Origin of the sequence: Sphingobacterium sp. NGMCC 1.201703 (assembly GCF_047784615.1) — a bacterium.
In the GTDB taxonomy this organism is placed as follows: domain Bacteria; phylum Bacteroidota; class Bacteroidia; order Sphingobacteriales; family Sphingobacteriaceae; genus Sphingobacterium.
The window spans coordinates 461,571-483,271 of sequence record NZ_JBLOHD010000005.1 but is presented as its reverse complement, the minus strand read 5'-3'; the positions used below and the strand labels follow the sequence as shown (position 1 = coordinate 483,271).

Below are 21,701 nucleotides of genomic sequence, written 5' to 3'. Positions count from 1 at the left end.
ATGAAAAAGTTAAAGTTAGTAATATGGACTGCGTTGGCGATGTCAACGCTCCTAACAGGCTGTAAAGAAGATATCAATGAGTCAATCGGAGAATTAAATCCTGAAATATCATTGTATACATTACGTAGCCTCTATAAAAATACGGATCTACAACTCAACGAATCAAGTGCGCTTGGCGCAAAGTACTTGAAGGCACTTGTGGTTTCACGCGCTGAGAATAAGAATTTGCCCGAAAATACAATCGCTGTTCAGAATATCTGGCGCAATCAGCGTAGAGGAATATTAGTAGAGGTTACTGATGCCTCGAGTTTCAAATTTGGTGACTCTGTTCAGATCAATATCGATGGTACAAAATTGGTCAAAAAATCTGGCTTAATGGTTTTATCGTCCGTTAAAAATCAACAGGTCAATGTCTTTGCGTCAAATAAAAACGTTGCTCCATTAGCGGTTTCGGTTGCAAATCTTAAAGCGAAATTCGATGAGTTTGAATCAACTTACATTGATGTAACTGCTGATGTCGAGCCAGAGCCTGCAACAGGAACAGCCCTAAAAGGCGATAAGATCTTGATGGATGGAGATAAAAATGAGATTACCTTGCATACCGAGGACAATGCAACATTTGCGGGACAGTCTATTGCTCCCAGCGCCTCTTTCAGAGGAATAGCATTCAGAGAGGGGGATAAATTGCAAATCCGAATGCAGGACTACTCCGACATGGCTTATGCAAGTGGTAAACTATATGCTGGATGGCCGGAGACATTTGATGCTGTAGACGCGAGTGTGAAAGGAAGTTACGATATGGGCGAAAAGAACGACGTGTCTTTCCCAACTGGGCAATGGAAGTTATATCAGGCAATATTGGGTACTACTGCTGGTCGTGACCGTATTGTTTCGGGTAAAAATGCGATACGCATGCAACAGAATTTAAGTGTTGATGGTCATGTGCAGATGAATTTTGATGTACCGAATGGCGCTTCAAAAGTGACGCTTTGGTATGGCTCATATTATACGGATCGGTCATGCACGTTTAAGCTGGAATATTCTACGGATCAGGGCGCAACATGGAAGCAAACAGGTGAATCTATCGCAGATGCACACCCAACTTCGCAGAGTATGAATTCAAAACAGGCTGTATTTTTAATGAATGTCCAAGGAGCTGTCCGTTTCAGGATTACCAAGCTTGGATTGGGAACCAGCAATAATGTCATTAATAATGGAAGGCTCGGCCTGGATGATATTGCGATCTATAAGAGTTATTAGATTGAACGATTGATGATGTAATCGCCCTGTGTAGTTAACACTCCACAGGGCGTTTTGTTGTTCGTATATATTTTCTAAACTCTTCAGAAAAAATTGTTATCTTCATTATAACTATAAACGAAGACTTATGAACTTAACAGACTTAGTTACAGGCGGAGTTGGCTCTAAAGCAATAGAAGCCATTTCTAAAATGACAGGTGTCAGTGAATCCAAGGCAAAATGGATTGTGGCAGCAGCAGTACCCTTAATGATTGCGGCATTGAATTACAATGCAAAAAACAAAGGTCAAGCAGAAAACATTGACAAAGCGATCGATCAACATAGTGGTGGCGGTATCTTCGATAAGATAGGTGATTTATTTGGTCAGGGCGGATCTGATGACGGGAACAAGATTGTCAACCATATGTTTGGGCAAAATACAGAGGTGGTGACACAGAATATTGCCGATAAAGCTGGTATCAGTTCAGCGCAGGTAACTGGTGTTTTGGCGACACTGGCGCCTATTGTCATGAGTTATCTAGGACAACAAAAACAGGCATCCAGCGGTGGTGGTATTGGTGACCTGATCGGATCTGTTTTAGGTGGCGGCGGACAGCAGAGTGCCGGCGGTGGTATGCTAGGGGGGATCCTGGGTTCATTTTTGGGTGGCGGACAGGAAGAACCTGCACAAGAAACACAACAGGCTTCCACTGGTGCTAGTATGACCGATATGTTGGGCGGCTTGGCCGGCAGCTTTTTTGACAAAAGTAACGATGGTCAATCCAAAGGAAATATCCTGGACTCTATAGCGGGAATGTTTGCGAAGTAAGGCAATCTTAAAACATAAAAAAGTCGGTAATTTGATCAGTTACCGACTTTTTTTATGTTGTATTGAATTAATCTTCGACCTTCACTTTAGGCGGGAAATTCTTATGTTTTCTTTTGCTGATTTTGTCTACATTAACAGGTTGAGGAACTTTAACATAGTATCCCGTTCCATCATATTCCCGTTTATTCGGACTTTCTTTGCAGGCGACAGAGCAACAGCCTTCCATTTCCCATCCGCATTCGTCACACTGCGTGAAATGCTCATTACATACCGGGTTGGCGCAGTTGATCATCTTGGTCGTCTGTTTACCACAATTGAAACAGGTTGATACCACAGATGGGTTGACCGAGTTAACATCTACTGTGACACGGTTGTCAAAGACATAACACTGGCCTTCGAAATCTTCGCCACCTGCTTCTTTGCCATATTTAATAATTCCACCATGCAATTGGTAGACATCCTCAAAGCCTTCTTTTAATAGTAAGGCCGAAGCTTTCTCACATTTGATGCCACCTGTACAGTAGGTCAGTATTTTTTTACCTCTATATTGTTCAAGCTCTTTGATTTTTTCTGGAAACTCGCGGAAGTTATCAATGTCCAACGTGACCGCATTTTTAAAGCGGCCGACATTATGCTCGTAGTTCGAACGTACATCCAATACAACGACATCTTCCTGATCTTTCATTGCCAAGAAATCCTTCGGTTCCAGATGCACACCTGTTTGACGGTTTGGATCGATTTCTTTCGGGTCTCTTAATCCAGAGTGCACGATTTCAGCTTTGTAGCGGCAGTGCATTTTGATAAAAGAAGGCTCTTCAACGTTGTCGATCTTAAATTCGGTTTTGTTGAAACGGCCATCCGCGTAGACTGCATCCATATACTGTTGACATGCCTCAGTCGTACCCGAAACGGTACCATTAAGACCTTCGTCGGCAACAATAATACGGCCTACTAAGCCAAGTGATTTACAGAATTCCAGGTGATCAGCCGCAAACTGTTCGGCATTTTCGATAGGGCTGTAACAATAGTACAGCAATGTTTGATATTGTGTCATGATATTCATTGATACCGCTGCAAACGGCGTTTAATGCAAAAATAAATTCACTGCAAAGCTACAAAAAATAATAAATGGAAGAAAATGACCTTCGTCACCTTTTCTTCAAAGGTTCCAGGAGGTACTCTAGACCATTTAGCTTGATCTCATAGAGCGTGGCCAGTTGATGACCTAATTTGCCTTTAGGGAATCCTTTTTGATTGTACCAGACCAAATAAGGTTCTGGAAGATTGCATAAAGTATAGCCTTGATATTTGCCGAAAGGCATTTTAACCGTTACAAGTTCAGTGAGGATTTCGGGATTTAGCATTAGTCTTGGGGTTTTCCGTAATTAATGCGGTACCAGATCGCTTTTAATGCGATGACTCCATGGTTGAATAAATTGGGAATGGCACCGTAATAGTGTTTGAAGATGGCGAAGCGTTCTTTTAGCGACTCTTTATGTTTCTGTTTTGACATCCCGCCCACGAGGTAGCGCGCTACATATTGATGAGCATTAACAGACTTATTTGCTTTTTTAGCACAGCGAATGACCCAATCTATATCCGCACATAGCTTATAACTTAGATCATACGGTTCAGCAATAGTCCGTTTGATATAGATGGCCTGATGACAAATATTCATACCATAACGAAAGCTCTTCCAGTCAAAATTTGCCGGCACCTTATGTCTTCGTTCCCCAATAATCGCCCTGTTGTCATCTACCAATATCGTTTCACCATATAGGATATCGGCATCATCACTGAGTCTCGCTAGGTTTTCGATGCTGTTGAGATCGTATATTTCGTCACCGGAATTCAAAAAGAGAACATAGTCACCTGTAGCCAAAGCAAGGCCTTTGTTCATCGCGTCGTAAATTCCCTTGTCTTTTTCAGATAATAAGACCGCAATTTTATCCTGATATTTTTGAATAACCGCTAAGGTCCCATCAGATGATTCCCCGTCAATGACAATATATTCGATATTATCATAGGTTTGGTTAACAACAGACTTGATGGTGTGCTCAATATCCCGTACATTATTGTAAACGACAGTGATGATTGAAAATTTTGGATGAGCGGCCATAGCTATTTATTGAATTCGTTAATCTTCTTTTTGAGGAATCGGAAGCCTCGTTTGAACCAAGATCCCTTCCGATGTGCATAAAAATATTTGATAGCGCCATAGGCTTGTGTATCCTCCACAATTTCTGTTGGAAAATAACACACAGGATGATCAGCCAACGTGACCTGATAGGTAGATTCGGCAGCCGTATGTGTGCCTGTGCCATCATTACCGATATTCTGTGTCATCGAATTCCTCGGATACAAAACTAGCCCATTTTTTTTGAATACCGAAGCGTACCAACGTATTGCCCAAGAGTTGATCTTACCAGCACGTAGTTCCTGTACCTGTTTCCAGAAGTTTTCTTTTCCTTCAATACTGAACTGATGAATCTCTTCCTCCGAAAAATCGGAAACAAGCTCATCTATGTTGGGGTTGAAATGTTGCCATGCACGATCCCACGTTGCCCAGCCCCAGCTATTGGCGACTCGAAAGAAAAATGTTTCGGGAAGCTCATTCAGATTTTTTACAGGATAGCCGTAGCCACTGATTTGCATGACCTGTTTGTCCTCTTTATAGCGGTCTAGTGCTTTATTAAAGTAATCGAGTGCAAATGCCGATGTTTCGAGATCGTCTTCTAACACGATAATCTGTCCATGTTCATGGACAACTTTGGTAACACCATCGATAACATTGGCAGCTAGGCCCCAATTTTTGTCCCGCTCGACTATTTTGATCTGTTTAAAAGACCATGGGTTTTTTATAATCCGACGTACCTCTTCTACAGCCTCAATCGCGCGCTCATCTTTTGCTGCATCCGAATAAATATAGAGCATGGTCTGGTCTGCGTATTTGTTTCTCTCAAGTGCAGCGAGTGTCTTGAGTGTATGCGCTGGCCGATTATACACAAAGAGTAGAACTGGAGCAAGACTGTTCATCTATCAAAAAATTTTGTTAAAAGCTTTTTTATTAGCCTGACGGGTATTCCGGACTTCTCCGGTCTTGCCCAATAGTCTAAAAGCGATATTGAGATAACTTTTTGTTTCAAAAATACGACCTTTCCCTAAAGAAGACAGCATTTTCTTTAGGCTTGCTAATATAGCCATCGAAAAAGCCTTTGTAAACGTATAATTGATATTGCAATACTCCGTCAGATGATAGACGAATTCGCTCTTTAGAAAAGCTTTGTTATCCACTTGGCGTTGCTGTCTGTCGTGATAGGCCTTGGCATCTTCGGCCAACACAAAATCCAGCCCATAATATTGGATGCGATTGGCGTAGTCTTTATCTTCTCCGTAGTGGAAAAAGATCGGAGAAAAACCGCCAACTTTTTTGATTACTTCGCAGGGAATAAGCCAAAATGCAGCATTCACGAATGTACAAGTTTGATAAGAATTCTTAAGCTGGATATGCTTCGTATAGACTGAGAACCCATGGTCGAGTTTTTCCTCCGTTCCATCGTAATGAATGGGTGAAATAATTCCAATGTTTGTTGTATCTACCTTGATCAGGTTGGCGATACAGTTCTGATCTATCCAAGCATCCTGATTGACCAAAAATGCGTAGTCATACTCTTCCTCTAGGGCGATAGTCAATCCAATGTTATTGGCTTTTCCAAAACCGAGATTTTCGGGGCTTTCGATCAGTCTGACTGTGGGGTAATTTTCTTTGATGATGCGGGTGGTATGATCCTTTGAGTTATTATCTATAACAAGGATATCCGTTGGATGGCTTGATGCGAGCAGGCTGGGTAAGCACTTGTGGATCCAAGGCTCAAAATTATAAGAAACGATTATGGTGAGAATCTTGGCCATCTATTTTTTTCGGATAACTGTGGTGAAATAGTGGAACAATTCAAGTAGAATACTTGGCTTAAAGATTCTATTAACGATGATATATGCACATACAGCGATAGCAATTGTACTTGCAAACCGAAGATAGAGGTTTGCGATGGAAGTGGTCGCGTAATGTGCTGCTAGGCAGCTAACCCCTGCTAAGATAGCATATGAAAAAACATCCCGCATCAAGTAGCTGAATGAGTAAGTCATATAAGGCTTGGCCGAAGCGTACCAGACAAATATCCATAGCGCGTTTAGTCCAGCAGTTAGCGTAATTAATGTTTCAAGACCGAGTGATTTGCCAAAGACCAAAATAGCAATTTGAAGTAACCCAAAAATAACAATATTGCGCATGTAGATCTGAGACTTGCCCTTGCTGATAATCAAGCTTGAAAAGACATTACTTACTGAGTCAAAGGCTGCACCAATACAGAAAATCTGAAGAAATATCACGCTTTGTAGCCATTTATCTGTGATCGTGATAATAATAAAGTCTTGGGCTACCGTTGTTAGGCCAAACAGCATTGGAAAAGCCAAAAAGGCTGTGAACGATATTAATTTACGAAATACCCTTATCTGTCGGTCCTTTTCATCTTCAATTTCCCGAAGAATTGGCTGCGTGACATTATTGACCATATTGGTCAAAATGGACTGAGCCATTTGGCTCCACTTGTTGGGATTTATTGTATAACCTAACTCTTTTTCTGTATAATGATCGCCTAAAACAGCGGCATAGACATTTTTATTGATATTGATAAAAATATTGGTTACCAAAATCTTACTGCTAAACCCAAAGATATCCCGAATAGGTTGAAAATCAAATGTGAAACTAGGTCTAAATTTGGAGAAATACCAAAAGCCCAGCATATTGAAGCCGCTATAGGATACAATTTGAACCGCAAATGCCCAATAGGCATAATTCTGATAAGCCAAATACACCCCAATGGTGTTCGATAGAATAAGAGCCAAAGTTCCTGTGATTACCCTTTCCTTGATCTTTAAGTTCCTAAAGAGGAAAGCATTGTGCGCCACTCCAAAGCTACCTAGCCAAAAAGAAAGGAAAGTAAAGCGACTCAAATCGACAAGTACGGGTTGGTCATAATGCCGAGCAATGAGCGGAGCAGCGAGAAAAAGTACAATATAGATGAATGTACCTATCCCCACACTTGTCCAAAATACAGCATTGTAATCTTTATGCTGAACCTCCTTCTTGTTGACAATACCATAAACAAATCCACTTTCCTGAAAAGCGGAGGCCAAGACTGAAAAAATAGTAACCAGCCCAATTAACCCGTAATCCTCCGGATCCAGTTTACGATTGAGTAGGATGCCGAAGCCGAATCCCAAAAACTGCTGGATGATACTGGCCATACCACCCCACAGCAGTCCTTTTGTTGTTTTTGATTTTAATGAGTCATTTTCCGTTTGCGATGACATGCTAAATTAAATGAGCGGCAATATTAAAGTATTGCTATTGTATTCGCAAATTCTTTTAAGGAAACATCAGTCGGATTGATGTCAGTAATCAGATAAGAAATATCACGTAGCGGTACCACTTTCATTTTCTGGACGGAATTAAGCTTCTCTGCGATACTGAGTATGGCGACTTTCTTTGAGCATTTAATCATCGCGCGCTTAATCTGCACTACTTCCCAGTCGGAGTCTGTTACTCCATCTTCTACAGAAAGTGAATTAGTGCCCAGTAGACAGAGGTCTACTTTTAGATCTGCCAATTCATTGGCGACCTGTGCGCCAGATACGATATTGGTATTCCGTGAAAGCTTTCCGCCGACCAGGATCACTTCGAGGTTTGGTTTTTCGGCCAGTTCCAATGCAACTAATGGACTGATCGTAAAAAATGTACATTGAAGATGGTCTGGAATAGTCCGTGCCAGTTCAATCAAGGTTGTTCCCCCGCCGACCAATACTGTCATACCATTAGAGATCAAAGAGCTCGCTTTCTTGGCAATTTCTTTTTTTGCCTCTTTCGCATAGACATTCCCGTCCTGGAATGGAAACTGAAAAGATTTGGAAAGTGCCCCTCCATAAACTTTTAATACCTTTCCGTTTTCTGCAAGCTCGTTCAGATCACGTCTGATGGTATCTTCGGATACATTGAGCTGCACACTTAGATCTGAAGATAAAACTTTGTTATGTAGATTGATCTGATGTATAATAAATGCTTGTCTTTCTTCCTTTAACATTGGTCTTTGGTTTTAATCGGAGTTTTTAAACTAGTTGAAAAAAATCAGTTTAAATGTAGTGAAAATTATTCTTCCTTTTTATCAATTTTTGTTAAACCCGCTTTGAAGCGAGGTTTAAATCCTGATGGTTTGTTTGTTGTTGGCTGTTCCAGCGCTGTTTCATCGCTCTGTTGCGGTTCGATAGGCGGATTGGAACTGTCGCTGTCCGTTAGTATCGGCGATGCTTGTGGAGCAGGGGCGCCGGTCTGCGCTTCGTTTGTATCCTTTGCCGAGGGAACTACTGTTGGCGATGAATCCGTACTTGCTGTTTTGGTTACACCAGTTTTGAATCTTGGCTTAAAGCCTGTTGGCTTGGATGCCGCTGTTGTCGAACTGCTCGAGGCCTCCGCAGGTGAGGATGTATTTGCTGTAATTGCGTTATCCGCAGCGGCTGATGGTGTCGTCGCACCCTCTATTGAAGATTTTGCAGATTGAACAGGTTCAGCAGTCTGCTTGTCATCAGTACTTGCTGTTTTCGTTATCCCAGCTTTAAATCTTGGCTTGAAACCTGTAGGTTTGTTTGCTGTGGTTGGATCAGTTTCGGTGATGTTCTCCTGCTGCGGTTCAACCGTCGGATTGACTGTGTTGCTGTCCGTTGGTTTTGGCGATGCCTCTGGAGCAGCCATCTGCTTCGCGTTCAGGTCCTCTGTTGGCGGAGCCACTTCCTGTGTCGAGTCAGTACTTGCTGCTTTCGTCAGGCCTGCTTTAAATCTAGGTTTAAAACCCGTCGGTTTAGCCGTTTCTGGAGCAGCGTCTTTTGGCAATTCTGCAGGTACGGACGGCTCCTCGGATGAGTTCGTTGTGTTTTTAGTGATTCCCGGCTTGAAACGGGGTTTAAACCCTGTCGGTTTAGCCGTCTCTGGAGCATCGTCTTTCGGCAATTCTGTAGTTGCGGGCGGCTCCTCGGATGAATTCGCTGTGTTTTTGGTGATCCCTGGTTTAAAGCGTGGCTTAAATCCTGGGACCGAATTTGCAGCTGCTGTCGAAGGTTCTGTTTTAGGTTCCTCTTTCTGCTCAGCAGGCTCCGCTGGAGCTGTCGCTTTAAACCTAGGTTTGAAACCTGCAGGTTTTGTAACAGAAGCATCCGTTGCCGCCGGAGCCGTCTCAACAGGATCTGTCTGGATAGTTTTTTTGACGACCACCACTTCTTCTTCCGCCAGATGATAGCTCTTACGAAGCTTGTTGAACCAAAATTTCTTGCTATGATCAAAGCTTTTCTCGCCCATGGCAGAATAGTGCGTTCTGAACTCTTCAAATAGAGGTTCATCCGCCGCTTTTAAAGCTTTTAAATCAATTTTCTTTTTCGCGAAAAATTCTTCAAAAGTCATCCTGTTATGAGTTTGATATAGTCTATTACAAATGTAGTAATTTTTCTGACGGTGCTGAGAGGCCTTGCTATAAAAAAAAGAGCGACAAGCGCTCTTTTTAGATATTTTGTGAGATGAACAGCTTAAGCCATGTTATGGTATACAGCTTGTACATCGTCGTCTTCTTCGATTTTATCGATCATCTTCAATACATCAGCCGCTTGTTCCTCTGTAATCTCAGCGTGTGATAGCGCAATACGCTCCAATTTTGCCGAAGTTACTTCGATACCTTTTTCTTCCAGCAGTTTTTGCATATTACCGAAATCCTCAAAAGAAGTCTGTACTACAGCAACATCATTGCCCTCTTCATCAGCTTCAACGTATAATTCTTCCAAACCACCATCGATAAGCTCCAGTTCCAATTCTTCAAGATCCAATTCATCTGTCGCTGCAAAGCGGAAGATGGATTTGCGATTGAAAATAAAATCCAATGATCCTGTTTTTCCCAAGGATCCTCCAGCTTTGGTAAAATAGCTGCGGATATTTCCTACGGTACGGTTGGTATTGTCTGTCGCTGTTTCGATCAAAACCGGAACACCATGAGGGCCATAACCCTCATATACATATTCTTCATAGCCTTTTGAATCTTTCTCTGAAGCACGTTTTATAGCCGCTTCGATACGATCTTTAGGCATGTTTACAGCCTTAGCATTATGTATTGCTGTACGAAGTCTCGAGTTGGTTTCAGGGTGCGGGCCGCTTTCTTTAACCGCCATAGCGATCTCTTTACCTAAACGTGTAAATTGCACGGCCATCTTAGCCCAGCGTTTGAATTTCCGCTCTTTTCTGAATTCGAAAGCTCTTCCCATTGTTATATTTTGTTTTTAAGATTCTCAATCATATCGACTGTCATCTTCTGGATGTCAAATTCTGGCTTCCAGTTCCAGTCTTTGCTTGCGTATGAATCATCCAGACTTGCAGGCCATGAATCGGCAATCTGTTGTCTTGGGTCATTCGCTACGTAAGAGATTGCAAAATTAGGAAGAATTTTTTTAATTTCTTGTGCGAGTTCTTTTGGAGTAAAAGTAATACCACCAAGGTTATAGGCGTGACGGATGCTCAGACTTTCCTGTGGCGCGTCCATCAGCTCAAGTGTGCCGCGGATGGCATCTTCCATATATAACATCGGTAATGCTGTATTCTCGGATAAGAAACATTCGTAAGTACCTGTTTTCAGTGCCTCATAGAATATATCAACAGCATAATCTGTCGTTCCACCTCCCGGTTCTGTCTTCCAGGAGATAATACCTGGATATCTTACGCTGCGGATATCCAATCCGCGATGTTCCTGATACCATTCGATAAGACGCTCACCTGCAAGCTTACTGATTCCATAGATCGTATTTGGATCCATAACACAGTATTGCTCCGTATTTACTTTCGGTGAGTGCGGACCGAATACAGCAATGGAACTTGGCCAGAATATTCTTGAAACTTTATACGTAACAGCTAGGTCAAGTACGTTGAGCAATCCATTCATATTAAGCTCCCATGCTTTTTCAGGATATTTTTCTCCTGTTGCTGAAAGCATGGCTGCCAATAAATATACTTGAGTAGGTTTATATTTTTGAAACAATATGTCGAGACCATTTTTGTCAAGCACATTTGCAATTTCAAAATTCTCGTCGGGGCTTTTTATTTGTGGTTCTCTGATGTCTGTGGTGACAACATTTTCTGCACCAAATTTTTTACGCAGAGCGATTGCCAATTCAGTACCGATTTGGCCGTTTGCACCAATGATAATAATGCTTTCTTTCATGATGCAAATATAACGGCTTTTCAGTATCTAGCAACTGTTTGATGCAAAGGACAGTCTTCTAAAAATGTTAATTTATAGACTCTTGGCGCTGTTTTTATGAGATTTTAAACCGTTTCAATCGTTTGTTCTGTTTTTTTGAACGAGCAGCGAAAATTTTTATTTTTTTTGAATTATTGGCACTTCAATTTTTTTAGGTCAAATCCGTGGTTCGTGAGCTATAATTTTTGATTGAGGTGGAAAAAAAACGGAGCAGTTGTGACTTTTTTAGCGGAATAAGCTATATTTTGTTATTTTAATAGTGTAATTGCTGAATATTTTTTAAATTTGAAGAATTCATTCTTCAAGAATCAACTAAAAACAAAATCAAAATAACAAATTTTATATACACAATTTAAACACAGACAAAAATGAAAGTGGCAGTAGTCGGCGCAACAGGCCTTGTAGGTACTGAGATGCTAACCGTGTTGGCGGCGCGAAATTTCCCAGTAACAGAATTGATTCCAGTAGCTTCAGAGCGTAGCAAGGGTAAGGAAATTGAATTCAAGGGAAAGAAGTATAAGGTGGTTACACCATCTGAGGCTATTGCTTTGAAACCTGATGTTGCATTGTTCTCCGCAGGAGGCGATACGTCTAAAGAATTTGCACCAAAATTTGCAGAAGCTGGAATTACAGTTATTGACAATTCTTCAGCATGGCGTATGGATCCGACAAAGAAATTGGTCGTTCCGGAAGTAAACGGCGATGTGTTATCCGCTGATGATAAAATTATTGCAAACCCAAATTGCTCAACTATTCAAATGGTAGTGGCGTTAAAACCATTACATGATAAATATAAAATTAAGCGTGTCGTAGTTTCGACTTATCAGTCCGTAACGGGTACTGGTGTTAAAGCCGTTAACCAGTTGATGGATGAACGCGCAGGTAAAGAAGGCGAAAAAGCTTATCCTTATCAGATTGATTTGAATGTCATTCCACATATCGATGTATTCCAGGGAAATGGCTACACCAAAGAGGAAATGAAAATGATTTTGGAAACAAACAAAATCATGCGTGACGATTCAATCAAGGTAACAGCAACAACTGTGCGTATCCCTGTTATGGGTGGACACTCCGAGTCATTGAATATTGAATTCGAAAATGACTTTGATTTAAATGATGTGCGTGCAGCATTAGCTGCTCAAAGTGGTTGTATCGTTGTCGATGATCCTGCTAATCTTCAATACCCGATGCCAAAAGATGCGCACGGTAGAGACGAAGTTTTTGTCGGACGTATCCGTCGTGATGACTCACAACCAAATACACTAAATATGTGGGTAGTAGCAGACAACTTGCGTAAAGGTGCAGCAACAAATGCTGTTCAAGTTGCTGAACTATTGGCAGAAAAAGGATTGATCTAACTCAAGTAGATTCCATCATATTGAGCCCCCATGAAGTAATTCATGGGGGCTCTTTTTATAGATATATTTATGATTTCAAGGAGGATAGGCGTTTTTTAAGCCGGTTCGATCAATCTGTTGCTATGGTGTCAAAGTCTTTGGCAAGATGGAAAAATCAATCTTATCATTCAATGGTACATAGCTGTCTTTTTCCTGCTCTTCCAGTCGGTCAGGAAATAATATGCCGAAGAGGTGATCCGTTTCATGCTGGAAGATTACTGCGGTAAACCCTTCAATATTTTCTTCAATAACTTTTCCCTCCTTATTGATGTACTGTAAACGGATCGCATAGCTCCGCAGAACGTCTTCTTTGCGATTGGGGATGGATAGGCAGCCTTCTGCACCCTTCCGTTTTAGCTTGGAGCGCCACAGGATTTTTGGATTTACATAAAACTCGAAAGGTTGTTCCGGTTTGTCAAACCGTTGCACCCAGATCAGGTTTTTGTTGATCCCAATTTGAGGTGCCGCTATTCCTACCCCTGGATGATTTGGATCCCGAACGGTTGCAAACATCCGTTTTGAAAGTGTTTCTAACAATGGGTCATTGTACTTAACATCACTGCTTGTCGCTTTCAATACCTTTAAATCTTTTTCATCGGTAGTTTGTAATACACGAAGAAGTGTGTTTTCATCCCCTGATAGAATAATCTTCTTGTCAGCTTCTGTAAATTCCTGTCCGGCATTCAGGTTGACCGGTCGTTCATTCTTCGCTTTATGAAAGGCTTTCTCTCCTGCCATAATTTTTGTTTCTAAAGTGTTTTCAACTGGGGGAACAGGACAACGATAACCATTGCTGTAGGCACAATAAGGATTGTAAGCCTTATTAAAGTCTATTTCAATGCTGTTGCCCTTGATGTCATCTGTGGACAAGTCTATATAGCGTCCGCCACTATAACTCTCCTGGCCGTTTGTCTGATCTAAAAATGGTAAAAATAAATGTTTTTTGTAGGCAGGATTTTGAAATAAAGCTACGCTCTGATAAATATTCAATGTTCTTTCTGCCCCATTCAGCGTAAATGTCACAATTGCATAACGCTTGTATTCGTTGCTGGTACCATCATAGGTGGGCATACGAAATACCGGTTCATCAAATAAGACCTCAATCTTAGCTTTAATTTTATAGTTTGGATTTACTGGGAAGTAATCTAAAGACGCTACTTGTTCTGCTTTCAATGGACCAAATTGCTCTTTGGCTAATTCCACAGCTTTTTCCTTGCGCTGTGCTAATATTTGTTGCTCATAATTGCTCTGGGCATGCCCGTATAAGCTAAACGCAACAAATAGACCAGCAATAACTGTTTTTCTCATTTATATTTTTAATAGTCTATCAAAGTTATAGTTTTTTTTGGTGAATTGAAGTTTAACACGGTAAAAAATAAAAAAATGATGACTCTTCATAGGTCTATTGCGTGTAGGATCAGATTCTCAATACGCTTCTCTCGATACTCAAATGTAAATTGTACTTTTGTAAAAAAAAAGATCTTCCATGAGATTAATGGCATTTGATTACGGTACAAAACGAATTGGGATTGCAGTCACCGATCCAATGCAAATTATTGCCACGGCACTGACAACAGTACATCCACAGGATATTTGGAGTTTTCTGACGGATTACCTCCAAACGGAACAGATCGAAACATTCGTTGTCGGTAAACCCAAACAACTGGACGGATCGGATTCGGAGTCAGCTTCGCATGTGGTAGGGTTTGTGCGCAAGCTGAAAAAGACCTATCCGGCTATCCCTGTTGTGGAAATTGATGAACGTTTTACTTCAAAAATGGCCTCCGCAGCCATCGCTCAAAGCGGCAAGAAGAAAAAGGACCGTCAGCAGAAAGGCCTGGTCGATACGGTGTCAGCGACAATCATCCTGCAGAGCTATATGGAGGGGCGGAACTTTTAAATACGGATTTTATCGCATGAGCCGTTCGCTTTAGATGATTCGTCTATTGATGGAGTAATATCGATTTTATGATCATAAAGTCCATTTAGCTGATGGAATCAAAACCGAGGCCAACGAGCTCATTTAATAATAATTACTGATGAAAAGCATATTATTTTTTACAGAAGACATAGATTTCAAACTAAAAGAAAAAGGTAAGATCCGTCAATGGATCGCTGATGCGATTAAAGGTGAAGGATTTAAGCGCATAGGCGAGCTGAGTTTTATCCTCTGTTCGGATGCCTATCTGTTGGAGATCAATAAGGAATATCTGAATCACGATACCTATACCGACATTGTAACTTTTGATTCATCAGAGGATGAGGATACCATTGCTGGCGATATTTTTATCAGTGTGGAACGCATTCAGGAGAATGCGCAAAAATTTAAGGTCGCTGAACGTGATGAGTTGCACCGCGTCATTATTCATGGTGTTATGCACCTTTGCGGATACCCGGATAAAAAGCCAGCCGATAAAGCGAAGATGACGGCTAAAGAAGATGAATATCTAGGGAAAAGAAATTTCTAGGTTCTTAGATCCACTATTAGGGTGTCCAATACTTTGGATGCCCTGTTTTTCTTTATTCATAGCTATGTTTAATCTTCTTGTTCGTAGGGAATTATTCACATTTCCGTGCTTTGAATAAATACTCTTTTTGCCGTCTTTTTGTGGATTTTTTTCATGCGAATGATTTATCTTTTTGGGCTCAGATCCCTGATGGAAAATAAAGCCTAAATTTAAGAAACACACCTGTATATCTGATCTGTATACCCGTATGTTTTCCTCTAAAAAAACTTGTCTTTTCGATTATATTTGTTTAGCTTCAAAAATACAAATTGTCTAAACCATTTATAGCGTGTCTCATATGAACGAATTAGAGGAATATTTCCGGAATAACAATGCGAAGCTGATCAACAAATGGATGCATTATTTCGACGTATATGATCGTCATTTTCGTCGATTTAAAGATAAAGAGATCGTTGTATTGGAAATAGGGGTCTTTCAGGGTGGAAGCTTACAGATGTGGAAGAAATATTTTGGCGACAAAGCAAAAATCTATGGGGTAGATATCAATCCCAATTGTAAGGAACTGGAAGAGGAGAACGTCGAAATATTTATCGGATCTCAGTCAGACCGAAAATTCCTTCGTAAAGTGAAAGAGTCAATCCCGCCAATAGATATCCTGATAGATGATGGCGGACATACCATGTTGCAACAGATTATTACATTTGAAGAGTTATTTGGACATGTAAAAGAAGATGGAGTCTATTTATGTGAAGACCTGCATACTTCTTACCAAGTTTTTTATGGTGGTGGGCATAAGCGGAATGGCACTTTTATCGAATACAGTAAGAATTTTATCGATTACATCAACGCCCATCATTCTGAGCAACGTGGACTAAAAGTTAATGAATTTACACGCTCGGTCAACTCCTTGCATTACTATGATAGCATATTGGTGGTTGAGAAACGAAAAATGCAGCCGCCAACACACATGAGAACGGGTAATGCTACAGTACAGGATTTTGATGCTCCGCCAACAGGCATAAGTGGATTAAAGTGGAAGATTAAGAAACCGGCGCTAACTGCGATCAATAAATTCCTCCGTTTTTTTAGGATTGGGGGATTTATGTGGCGATAGCAAATCGATCGGTTACTAAATTGCCAGCAGTCCATGTTGTGCTATATAAAAAAAGCCTTGTACACTGTACAAGGCTTTTTTTATAGCATTGCTAATGACTAAAATCTTTCAAATTGAGAGAAGAAGAAGTTACCTTCGATAGCCGCATTTTCATCAGAATCAGATCCGTGGATAGCGTTAGCATCGATAGATTTAGCATATTTATTACGGATAGTACCTTCCGCTGCATCAGCTGGATTAGTAGCGCCGATTAATGTGCGGAAATCTTCAACTGCGTTGTCTTTTTCTAAGATTGCAGCAACGATAGGACCTGAAGTCATGAATTCTACCAATTCACCGTAGAAAGGACGTTCTTTGTGCACTGCATAAAATGCGCCAGCAGTTTCTTTTGATAATTGAATGTATTTCATCGCGATGATTTTGAAACCACCAGCAATAATATCGTTTAAGATTGCACCGATGTGACCATTCGCTACTGCGTCAGGTTTAATCATCGTAAAAGTTCTGTTAGTTGCCATTATTTTAATTTTTTTGCAAACTTAGATAAATTGCTTTTTATATGCAATATAATTAGACTTATATAGGAACAATTTATTCGTCTTAGTGTGTTAATTTAATGTGCAGATGGTCATAAAAAAAGGGCTAGTTTGGTTGTGATGCACCAACAGTTTCAGTCCTCTTCACCCATTGGGCATCTTTTTGTCTTAAAAAATGTAATATGTTCATTGGTAGTTGATAATGAACCAAAATAAAAAATCAACTGTAAACAAATCTATTCAATAAATATATTCGATACGAATATGTAACTTTGTAATGTTATGGCATTAAATCTAACAGTAGACATCGATAAGGATTCCGGCTTTTGCTTTGGAGTGGTATACGCCATCGATATGGCGGAGGAGATTTTGGAAGAGGACGGTTACCTCTATTGTCTTGGTGATATCGTACACAATGATGAAGAAGTCGCGCGGTTGAAAGCCAAAGGATTGCGTATTATCGATCATGCTGCATTGCCTACACTACAAAACGAGAAGGTGCTCATCCGCGCACATGGCGAAGCTCCGGAAACCTATCGTATCGCATTAGAAAACAATATTACCCTAATTGATGCTTCTTGTCCGGTTGTCCTCAAATTGCAGAACCGGATCAAAACCTCTTTTGATCAAGAGGAAAAGATCCTGATCTTTGGAAAGCATGGCCATGCGGAGGTCATCGGTCTACAGGGACAGACAAATAACGAAGCGCTTGTATTTCAGGATATAGCTGAGCTGGACGATGCCGATTTGCCAGCTTCATTTACGCTCTATAGTCAGACAACTAAAAGTGTGGATAAATTCTATGCCATCAAAGAGGAGCTGATCAGGAGAGGGTATGAGGTTAAAGCGAATGATACCATCTGTAGACAGGTATCTAATAGATATGAGGATCTTGGTGCCTTTGCCAGACAATATGACAAAATAGTTTTTGTGTCCGGTAAGAAGTCTTCCAACGGAAAGGTGCTATTTGAAGTTTGCCAAAAGGCCAATCCTGAAAGTTACTTTATTTCCGACCCTGCCGAACTGGATGCTTCAGTCTTTAGAACCGGTGACCGTATTGGTATATGTGGAGCGACCTCAACACCTATGTGGCTGATGAAAGATGTAAAATCAGCTCTGGAAGCGTTCTAGACAATTTTACCCGTCACAGATATTTCATATTATTGCAAGTAAATCTGCGATACATGCTTTTTTGTTTATTTTTGTAGGCTATGAGCAATAAAGCCAAAAAAGGTATTCTTTTAGTACAGTTAGGTACACCCGATAGTCCAACTACTCCAGACGTAAAAAAATATTTGACCGAATTCTTAATGGATCCCCGCGTCATCGATATTCCTTATTTCCAACGGACATTATTGGTTAAAGGAATTATTGCTCGTACCCGTGCACCAAAATCAGCAAAAATTTACGAAACAATCTGGGATAAAGAAACTGGATCACCCTTGATGCATTATAGTATACTGCAGCGTGATTTGTTGCAGGAGTCGTTGGGTGAGGAGTACCATGTCGAACTGGCCATGCGTTACCAGAATCCATCCATTGAGTCGGCTCTGCGCAAGATGGAGGGAATGCTGCTCGAATCTATTCGTGTTATCCCATTGTTCCCGCAATACGCGTCAGCCACATCGGGCTCGGTAATAGACCGTGTGATGGAGCTGATCCGCAAATGGAATTATCTGCCTGAGATCAGTTTTGTAAGCAATTTTTGCACAGATGATTTAATGGCTGAGACCTTTGCAGATCATGCCCGAAAACATGACCTTTCACATTTTGACCACTTTGTGTTTAGCTACCATGGCCTTCCCGTTAGACAGCTGGGTAAAGTGGATCCAACTGGCAAACTGAAATGCCCTGAGTCCGGTTGTGATTCCTGCAAAACAAATGTCAACGCATATTGTTATGTTTCTCAGTGTTATGCCACGACGCGGACCATTGTTGAAAAACTAGGCTTGCGAAAGGAACAATACTCCCTGTGCTTCCAGTCTCGATTGGGCAAAGAACCGTGGATTCAACCCTATACGTCCGATCTGTTGCATGACCTCGCTAGTAAAGGCTATAAAAAATTATTGGTCTTCAGTCCGGCATTTGTAGCTGACTGTATAGAGACGATTGATGAAATTGGCGTGGAATATGCTAATGAATTCAAGGATTTAGGTGGAGAAGAAGTCTGTTTGGTCGAAAGTCTCAATGACGATCCCAAATGGATTGCATCTCTGAAGCAATTGGCACTCAATGCCAAAAATTAAAACGAATTAATGATGTTGTTAGTAAATGCTTGTGTTTTACTCATACTAGATTTTTATATCTTTTTTGCCCTTCGTGCTACGAAGATTAAATTTCCCAAAACAAAGATATTCACCGTATTATGGTGGTCGTATTCGGCCCTATTATTATTAGGTGTTTTTATATCCGCCAAATATAACATTCCATTGATTGTACGGTCTGTTATTTTGGTTGGGTTCTTTCTGACAGCAGCTTCAAAGATATTCTTCTTTTTGATCTTATTGCTAGATGATATCCGTCGCGGTGGAGTCTGGGTAAAACGGCTGTTCAGCAAGAAAGAGTCTGTTGAGGATGCTGAAGAACCATTACCTGAGAATCCGGTAAAAGGCATCAGCAGATCCGAATTTTTGACCAAAGCAGGTATTTTAATTGGGGCCTCACCGTTGATTCCATTAAGCTGGGGTATTATTTCTGGCGCATACGATTACCGCGTGAGACGCGTACCTTTATATTTACCTAATCTTCCGAAAGCTTTCCACGGCATGACCATCGCACAGATATCAGATGTGCATTCAGGATCCTTCTATAACAAGACCGCTGTAATGGGTGGAATAGATATGCTGCTGAAAGAAAAGGCTGATGTAACGTTCTTTACGGGAGATATTGTGAATTCTCAAGCTTCTGAAATGCGCGAATACCAAGATATTTTTGCACGGGTGAAATCGGATTTAGGTGTATTCTCAACATTGGGGAACCATGATTATGGGGATTACTATTATGGAAAAGAAGATTCTCCCGAGAAGCGAAAAAATTTAAAGGATGTGATTGATGTCCATAAAGTGATGGGCTGGGATCTGTTAATGGACGAAAACCGCAAGATTAAAGTTGATGGTGAAGAGCTCTGTATCGTAGGGGTGCAGAACTGGGGTACAGGTCGTTTTCCAAAACATGGCGATATCAAAAAGGCTTTGGCGGGAACCGAGGAACAGTCCGTTAAATTACTATTATCACACGATCCATCCCATTGGCGCGCTCAGGTATTGGATACCGATGTCGACGTGATGTTTGCGGGACATACCCATGGTATGCAGTTCGGTGTACGCGCTGAAATGTTGCAATGGAGCCCGGTACAATATATTTATAAAGAATGGGCGGGACTCTACCGTGCACAAGAAAACAAGCGTTTATATGTCAATGTCGGTTATGGATTCTTAGGATATCCCGGTCGTGTAGGTATCCTGCCTGAAATTACTATCTTCGAGTTGATCAAAGGACAAGATCCAAAATTTAAGGCTTAGCCTCCTGTATGGAGACTTTGGTCGTTCCGATCTTTGGCTTACTTAATTTGGGAGATGACTAGCTGTCACGGGAGATGTCAGTGATTCCGATATTTTTTAGCATAGCTTTAAAGGACTCATCTTTAGATAATTTTACTTTTTAATTTTAACTTTTTACTTAAAAAAGCTAATATTGTGTATTCTGTACACCAGTTATACATAACATGCAATCAACTTTAAACTTTGGGGACTCTCCTCACACACGCGTTAATATTCTTACCGGGGAAAAAGTACTTGTGTCTCCACATCGCAGCAAGCGGCCATGGCAAGGACAGGTAGAAGATCTGCCTGGTGATGATAGACCGGCTTATGATCCCAAATGCTATTTGTGCCCAACCAATAAACGGGCAGATGGGGATATCAATCCAGATTATAAAGAAAGCTTTGTTTTCGTCAACGATTTTTCGGCCCTATTGAAAGATACCAGCCAACAGGAATTTAATGAGGACGAATTGTTTATTGCAGAGACTGAAAAAGGAATCTGTAAAGTTATTGCATTTACACCACGCCATGACCTCACCTTGCCTGAAATGGAACAATCCGCTATAAAGGCTGTAGTTGATCTCTGGCAAAAGGAATTTGAGGAACTTTCCAAGGTGGAATGGATCCGTTATATCCAGATTTTTGAAAATAAGGGGGCTATCATGGGCTGTAGCAATCCACATCCACATGGGCAGATCTGGTCACAAAATCATTTACCGGTAGAAATTCAGAAAGAATGTGTTCAGCAGAAAAAGTATTTCGACAAGTATCAGCGTACCCTATTGGCCGATTATATCCAAGCTGAACTACGAAAAGAAGAGCGTATTATCGATGAGAACGATTCTTTTGTTTCTTTGGTGCCTTTTTGGGCAGCTTGGCCTTACGAAACAATGATCGTAAGCAAACGGCCTGTACAGAATATTGTTACATTTGACGAAAAAGAAAAGCAAGACTTAGCTGCGATTCTTAAGTTACTGACCACACGGTACGATAATCTTTTCAAAACATCCTTTCCATATTCTGCTGGAATGCACCAAGCGCCAGTGAATGATGGGGACCATCCGGAATGGCATTGGCATATGCATTTCTATCCTCCCTTGTTACGCTCGGCAACCGTCAAAAAGTTTATGGTTGGCTATGAGATGCTCGCTAACCCGCAACGGGATATCACACCGGAAATAGCCGCCGAACAATTGCGGAATTGTGCTACTATACATTATAAATCGAAGTAA

Annotated in this window: 21 protein-coding genes and 1 pseudogene; 10 read left to right on the top strand and 12 right to left on the bottom strand. The window is 41.0% G+C overall.

The window, feature by feature from the left end; genetic code table 11:
* Positions 1-1,260 (top strand): DUF5689 domain-containing protein, encoded by a 1,260-nt coding sequence (locus ACK8HY_RS12950; RefSeq protein WP_139351176.1) that lies wholly within the window; start codon positions 1-3, stop codon positions 1,258-1,260.
* A gap of 127 nt (positions 1,261-1,387) precedes the next feature.
* On the top strand, positions 1,388-2,068 hold the full coding sequence (locus tag ACK8HY_RS12945; protein ID WP_416133826.1) for a DUF937 domain-containing protein: 681 nt from the start codon (positions 1,388-1,390) through the stop codon (positions 2,066-2,068).
* 67 nt (positions 2,069-2,135) lie between these two features.
* On the opposite strand, the gene ACK8HY_RS12940 is transcribed toward ACK8HY_RS12945, so the two are convergent.
* From ACK8HY_RS12940 to ACK8HY_RS12895, 10 genes are all read right to left on the bottom strand, one after another.
* Positions 2,136-3,122 carry a rhodanese-related sulfurtransferase gene (locus ACK8HY_RS12940; protein ID WP_416133825.1) on the bottom strand — a complete coding sequence of 329 codons (987 nt, stop codon included), beginning with the start codon at positions 3,120-3,122 and terminating at the stop codon, positions 2,136-2,138.
* A gap of 94 nt (positions 3,123-3,216) precedes the next feature.
* Positions 3,217-3,432 (bottom strand): DUF3820 family protein, encoded by a 216-nt coding sequence (locus tag ACK8HY_RS12935; RefSeq protein WP_416133824.1) that lies wholly within the window; start codon positions 3,430-3,432, stop codon positions 3,217-3,219.
* Complete coding sequence (locus ACK8HY_RS12930; protein ID WP_416133823.1) at positions 3,432-4,187, bottom strand: glycosyltransferase family 2 protein; 756 nt, start codon at positions 4,185-4,187, stop codon at positions 3,432-3,434. The genes ACK8HY_RS12935 and ACK8HY_RS12930 overlap by 1 nt, the downstream gene beginning before the upstream one ends.
* A 2-nt stretch (positions 4,188-4,189) precedes the next feature.
* The gene (locus tag ACK8HY_RS12925; protein WP_416133822.1) at positions 4,190-5,104 is read right to left on the bottom strand and encodes a glycosyltransferase; all 915 of its coding nucleotides are present in this window, start codon (positions 5,102-5,104) and stop codon (positions 4,190-4,192) included.
* A 3-nt stretch (positions 5,105-5,107) separates the two neighbouring features.
* On the bottom strand, positions 5,108-5,980 hold the full coding sequence (locus ACK8HY_RS12920; RefSeq protein WP_416133821.1) for a glycosyltransferase family 2 protein: 873 nt from the start codon (positions 5,978-5,980) through the stop codon (positions 5,108-5,110).
* A complete protein-coding gene (locus ACK8HY_RS12915) occupies positions 5,981-7,441 on the bottom strand; it encodes a lipopolysaccharide biosynthesis protein (protein ID WP_416133820.1) in 1,461 nt (486 codons plus the stop codon).
* Positions 7,442-7,464: 23 nt separating this feature from the next.
* On the bottom strand, positions 7,465-8,208 hold the full coding sequence (locus ACK8HY_RS12910) for a DeoR/GlpR family DNA-binding transcription regulator (RefSeq protein ID WP_120260408.1): 744 nt from the start codon (positions 8,206-8,208) through the stop codon (positions 7,465-7,467).
* Between the two features lie 65 nt (positions 8,209-8,273).
* Positions 8,274-9,575 (bottom strand): hypothetical protein, encoded by a 1,302-nt coding sequence (locus tag ACK8HY_RS12905; protein WP_416133819.1) that lies wholly within the window; start codon positions 9,573-9,575, stop codon positions 8,274-8,276.
* A gap of 122 nt (positions 9,576-9,697) precedes the next feature.
* A complete protein-coding gene (locus ACK8HY_RS12900) occupies positions 9,698-10,423 on the bottom strand; it encodes a YebC/PmpR family DNA-binding transcriptional regulator (protein WP_077437239.1) in 726 nt (241 codons plus the stop codon).
* A gap of 2 nt (positions 10,424-10,425) precedes the next feature.
* Positions 10,426-11,373, bottom strand: a complete 948-nt coding sequence (locus ACK8HY_RS12895) for an NAD-dependent epimerase/dehydratase family protein (protein ID WP_077437238.1) — start codon at positions 11,371-11,373, stop codon at positions 10,426-10,428.
* Positions 11,374-11,780: 407 nt separating this feature from the next.
* Here ACK8HY_RS12895 and ACK8HY_RS12890 point away from each other — a divergent pair, with 407 nt between their 5' ends.
* Entirely contained in the window at positions 11,781-12,770 is a 990-nt protein-coding gene (locus ACK8HY_RS12890; RefSeq protein WP_077437237.1) for an aspartate-semialdehyde dehydrogenase, read from the top strand.
* A gap of 120 nt (positions 12,771-12,890) precedes the next feature.
* Here the strand turns inward: ACK8HY_RS12890 and def are convergent, their stop codons facing one another.
* Positions 12,891-14,117: a peptide deformylase gene (gene def, locus ACK8HY_RS12885; RefSeq protein ID WP_416133818.1), complete on the bottom strand. Its 1,227-nt coding sequence runs from the start codon at positions 14,115-14,117 to the stop codon at positions 12,891-12,893.
* Between the two features lie 178 nt (positions 14,118-14,295).
* Between def and ruvX the strand changes: the two genes are divergently transcribed.
* The 3 genes and pseudogenes from ruvX to ACK8HY_RS12870 all read left to right on the top strand — a co-directional run.
* Positions 14,296-14,709 (top strand): Holliday junction resolvase RuvX, encoded by a 414-nt coding sequence (ruvX, locus tag ACK8HY_RS12880; RefSeq protein ID WP_077437235.1) that lies wholly within the window; start codon positions 14,296-14,298, stop codon positions 14,707-14,709.
* A 139-nt stretch (positions 14,710-14,848) separates the two neighbouring features.
* Entirely contained in the window at positions 14,849-15,277 is a 429-nt protein-coding gene (ybeY, locus tag ACK8HY_RS12875) for an rRNA maturation RNase YbeY (protein WP_077437234.1), read from the top strand.
* A gap of 337 nt (positions 15,278-15,614) precedes the next feature.
* A pseudogene (locus ACK8HY_RS12870) lies at positions 15,615-15,953 on the top strand (SAM-dependent methyltransferase); the annotation flags it as partial.
* Positions 15,954-16,489: 536 nt separating this feature from the next.
* Here the strand turns inward: ACK8HY_RS12870 and ACK8HY_RS12865 are convergent.
* The gene (locus ACK8HY_RS12865; protein WP_077437233.1) at positions 16,490-16,909 is read right to left on the bottom strand and encodes a nucleoside-diphosphate kinase; all 420 of its coding nucleotides are present in this window, start codon (positions 16,907-16,909) and stop codon (positions 16,490-16,492) included.
* Between the two features lie 300 nt (positions 16,910-17,209).
* On the opposite strand from ACK8HY_RS12865, the gene ACK8HY_RS12860 reads away from it, so the two are divergent.
* The 4 genes from ACK8HY_RS12860 to ACK8HY_RS12845 all read left to right on the top strand — a co-directional run bounded on the left by ACK8HY_RS12860 (position 17,210) and on the right by ACK8HY_RS12845 (position 21,701).
* Positions 17,210-18,058, top strand: coding sequence for a 4-hydroxy-3-methylbut-2-enyl diphosphate reductase (locus ACK8HY_RS12860; RefSeq protein ID WP_077437232.1), 849 nt, complete (start codon positions 17,210-17,212; stop codon positions 18,056-18,058).
* An 80-nt stretch (positions 18,059-18,138) separates the two neighbouring features.
* Entirely contained in the window at positions 18,139-19,173 is a 1,035-nt protein-coding gene (gene hemH / locus ACK8HY_RS12855; RefSeq protein ID WP_077437231.1) for a ferrochelatase, read from the top strand.
* Positions 19,174-19,185: 12 nt separating this feature from the next.
* Complete coding sequence (locus ACK8HY_RS12850; RefSeq protein WP_077437230.1) at positions 19,186-20,448, top strand: metallophosphoesterase; 1,263 nt, start codon at positions 19,186-19,188, stop codon at positions 20,446-20,448.
* Between the two features lie 203 nt (positions 20,449-20,651).
* Positions 20,652-21,701: a UDP-glucose--hexose-1-phosphate uridylyltransferase gene (locus tag ACK8HY_RS12845; protein ID WP_077437229.1), complete on the top strand. Its 1,050-nt coding sequence runs from the start codon at positions 20,652-20,654 to the stop codon at positions 21,699-21,701.

Bases quoted from the DNA above. Each gene is read 5' to 3' on its own strand.
- ACK8HY_RS12865 (WP_077437233.1), bottom strand. From the start codon at position 16,909: ATGGCAACTAACAGAACTTTTACGATGATTAAACCTGACGCAGTAGCG.
- ACK8HY_RS12915 (WP_416133820.1), bottom strand. From the start codon at position 7,441: ATGTCATCGCAAACGGAAAATGACTCATTAAAATCAAAAACAACAAAA.
- ACK8HY_RS12860 (WP_077437232.1), top strand. From the start codon at position 17,210: ATGGCATTAAATCTAACAGTAGACATCGATAAGGATTCCGGCTTTTGC.
- ACK8HY_RS12920 (WP_416133821.1), bottom strand. From the start codon at position 5,980: ATGGCCAAGATTCTCACCATAATCGTTTCTTATAATTTTGAGCCTTGG.
- ACK8HY_RS12940 (WP_416133825.1), bottom strand. From the start codon at position 3,122: ATGACACAATATCAAACATTGCTGTACTATTGTTACAGCCCTATCGAA.
- ruvX (WP_077437235.1), top strand. From the start codon at position 14,296: ATGAGATTAATGGCATTTGATTACGGTACAAAACGAATTGGGATTGCA.
- def (WP_416133818.1), bottom strand. From the start codon at position 14,117: ATGAGAAAAACAGTTATTGCTGGTCTATTTGTTGCGTTTAGCTTATAC.
- ACK8HY_RS12945 (WP_416133826.1), top strand. From the start codon at position 1,388: ATGAACTTAACAGACTTAGTTACAGGCGGAGTTGGCTCTAAAGCAATA.
- hemH (WP_077437231.1), top strand. From the start codon at position 18,139: ATGAGCAATAAAGCCAAAAAAGGTATTCTTTTAGTACAGTTAGGTACA.
- ACK8HY_RS12845 (WP_077437229.1), top strand. From the start codon at position 20,652: ATGCAATCAACTTTAAACTTTGGGGACTCTCCTCACACACGCGTTAAT.
- ACK8HY_RS12910 (WP_120260408.1), bottom strand. From the start codon at position 8,208: ATGTTAAAGGAAGAAAGACAAGCATTTATTATACATCAGATCAATCTA.
- ACK8HY_RS12905 (WP_416133819.1), bottom strand. From the start codon at position 9,575: ATGACTTTTGAAGAATTTTTCGCGAAAAAGAAAATTGATTTAAAAGCT.
- ACK8HY_RS12890 (WP_077437237.1), top strand. From the start codon at position 11,781: ATGAAAGTGGCAGTAGTCGGCGCAACAGGCCTTGTAGGTACTGAGATG.
- ybeY (WP_077437234.1), top strand. From the start codon at position 14,849: ATGAAAAGCATATTATTTTTTACAGAAGACATAGATTTCAAACTAAAA.
- ACK8HY_RS12950 (WP_139351176.1), top strand. From the start codon at position 1: ATGAAAAAGTTAAAGTTAGTAATATGGACTGCGTTGGCGATGTCAACG.
- ACK8HY_RS12895 (WP_077437238.1), bottom strand. From the start codon at position 11,373: ATGAAAGAAAGCATTATTATCATTGGTGCAAACGGCCAAATCGGTACT.
- ACK8HY_RS12930 (WP_416133823.1), bottom strand. From the start codon at position 4,187: ATGGCCGCTCATCCAAAATTTTCAATCATCACTGTCGTTTACAATAAT.
- ACK8HY_RS12925 (WP_416133822.1), bottom strand. From the start codon at position 5,104: ATGAACAGTCTTGCTCCAGTTCTACTCTTTGTGTATAATCGGCCAGCG.
- ACK8HY_RS12935 (WP_416133824.1), bottom strand. From the start codon at position 3,432: ATGCTAAATCCCGAAATCCTCACTGAACTTGTAACGGTTAAAATGCCT.
- ACK8HY_RS12900 (WP_077437239.1), bottom strand. From the start codon at position 10,423: ATGGGAAGAGCTTTCGAATTCAGAAAAGAGCGGAAATTCAAACGCTGG.
- ACK8HY_RS12850 (WP_077437230.1), top strand. From the start codon at position 19,186: ATGTTGTTAGTAAATGCTTGTGTTTTACTCATACTAGATTTTTATATC.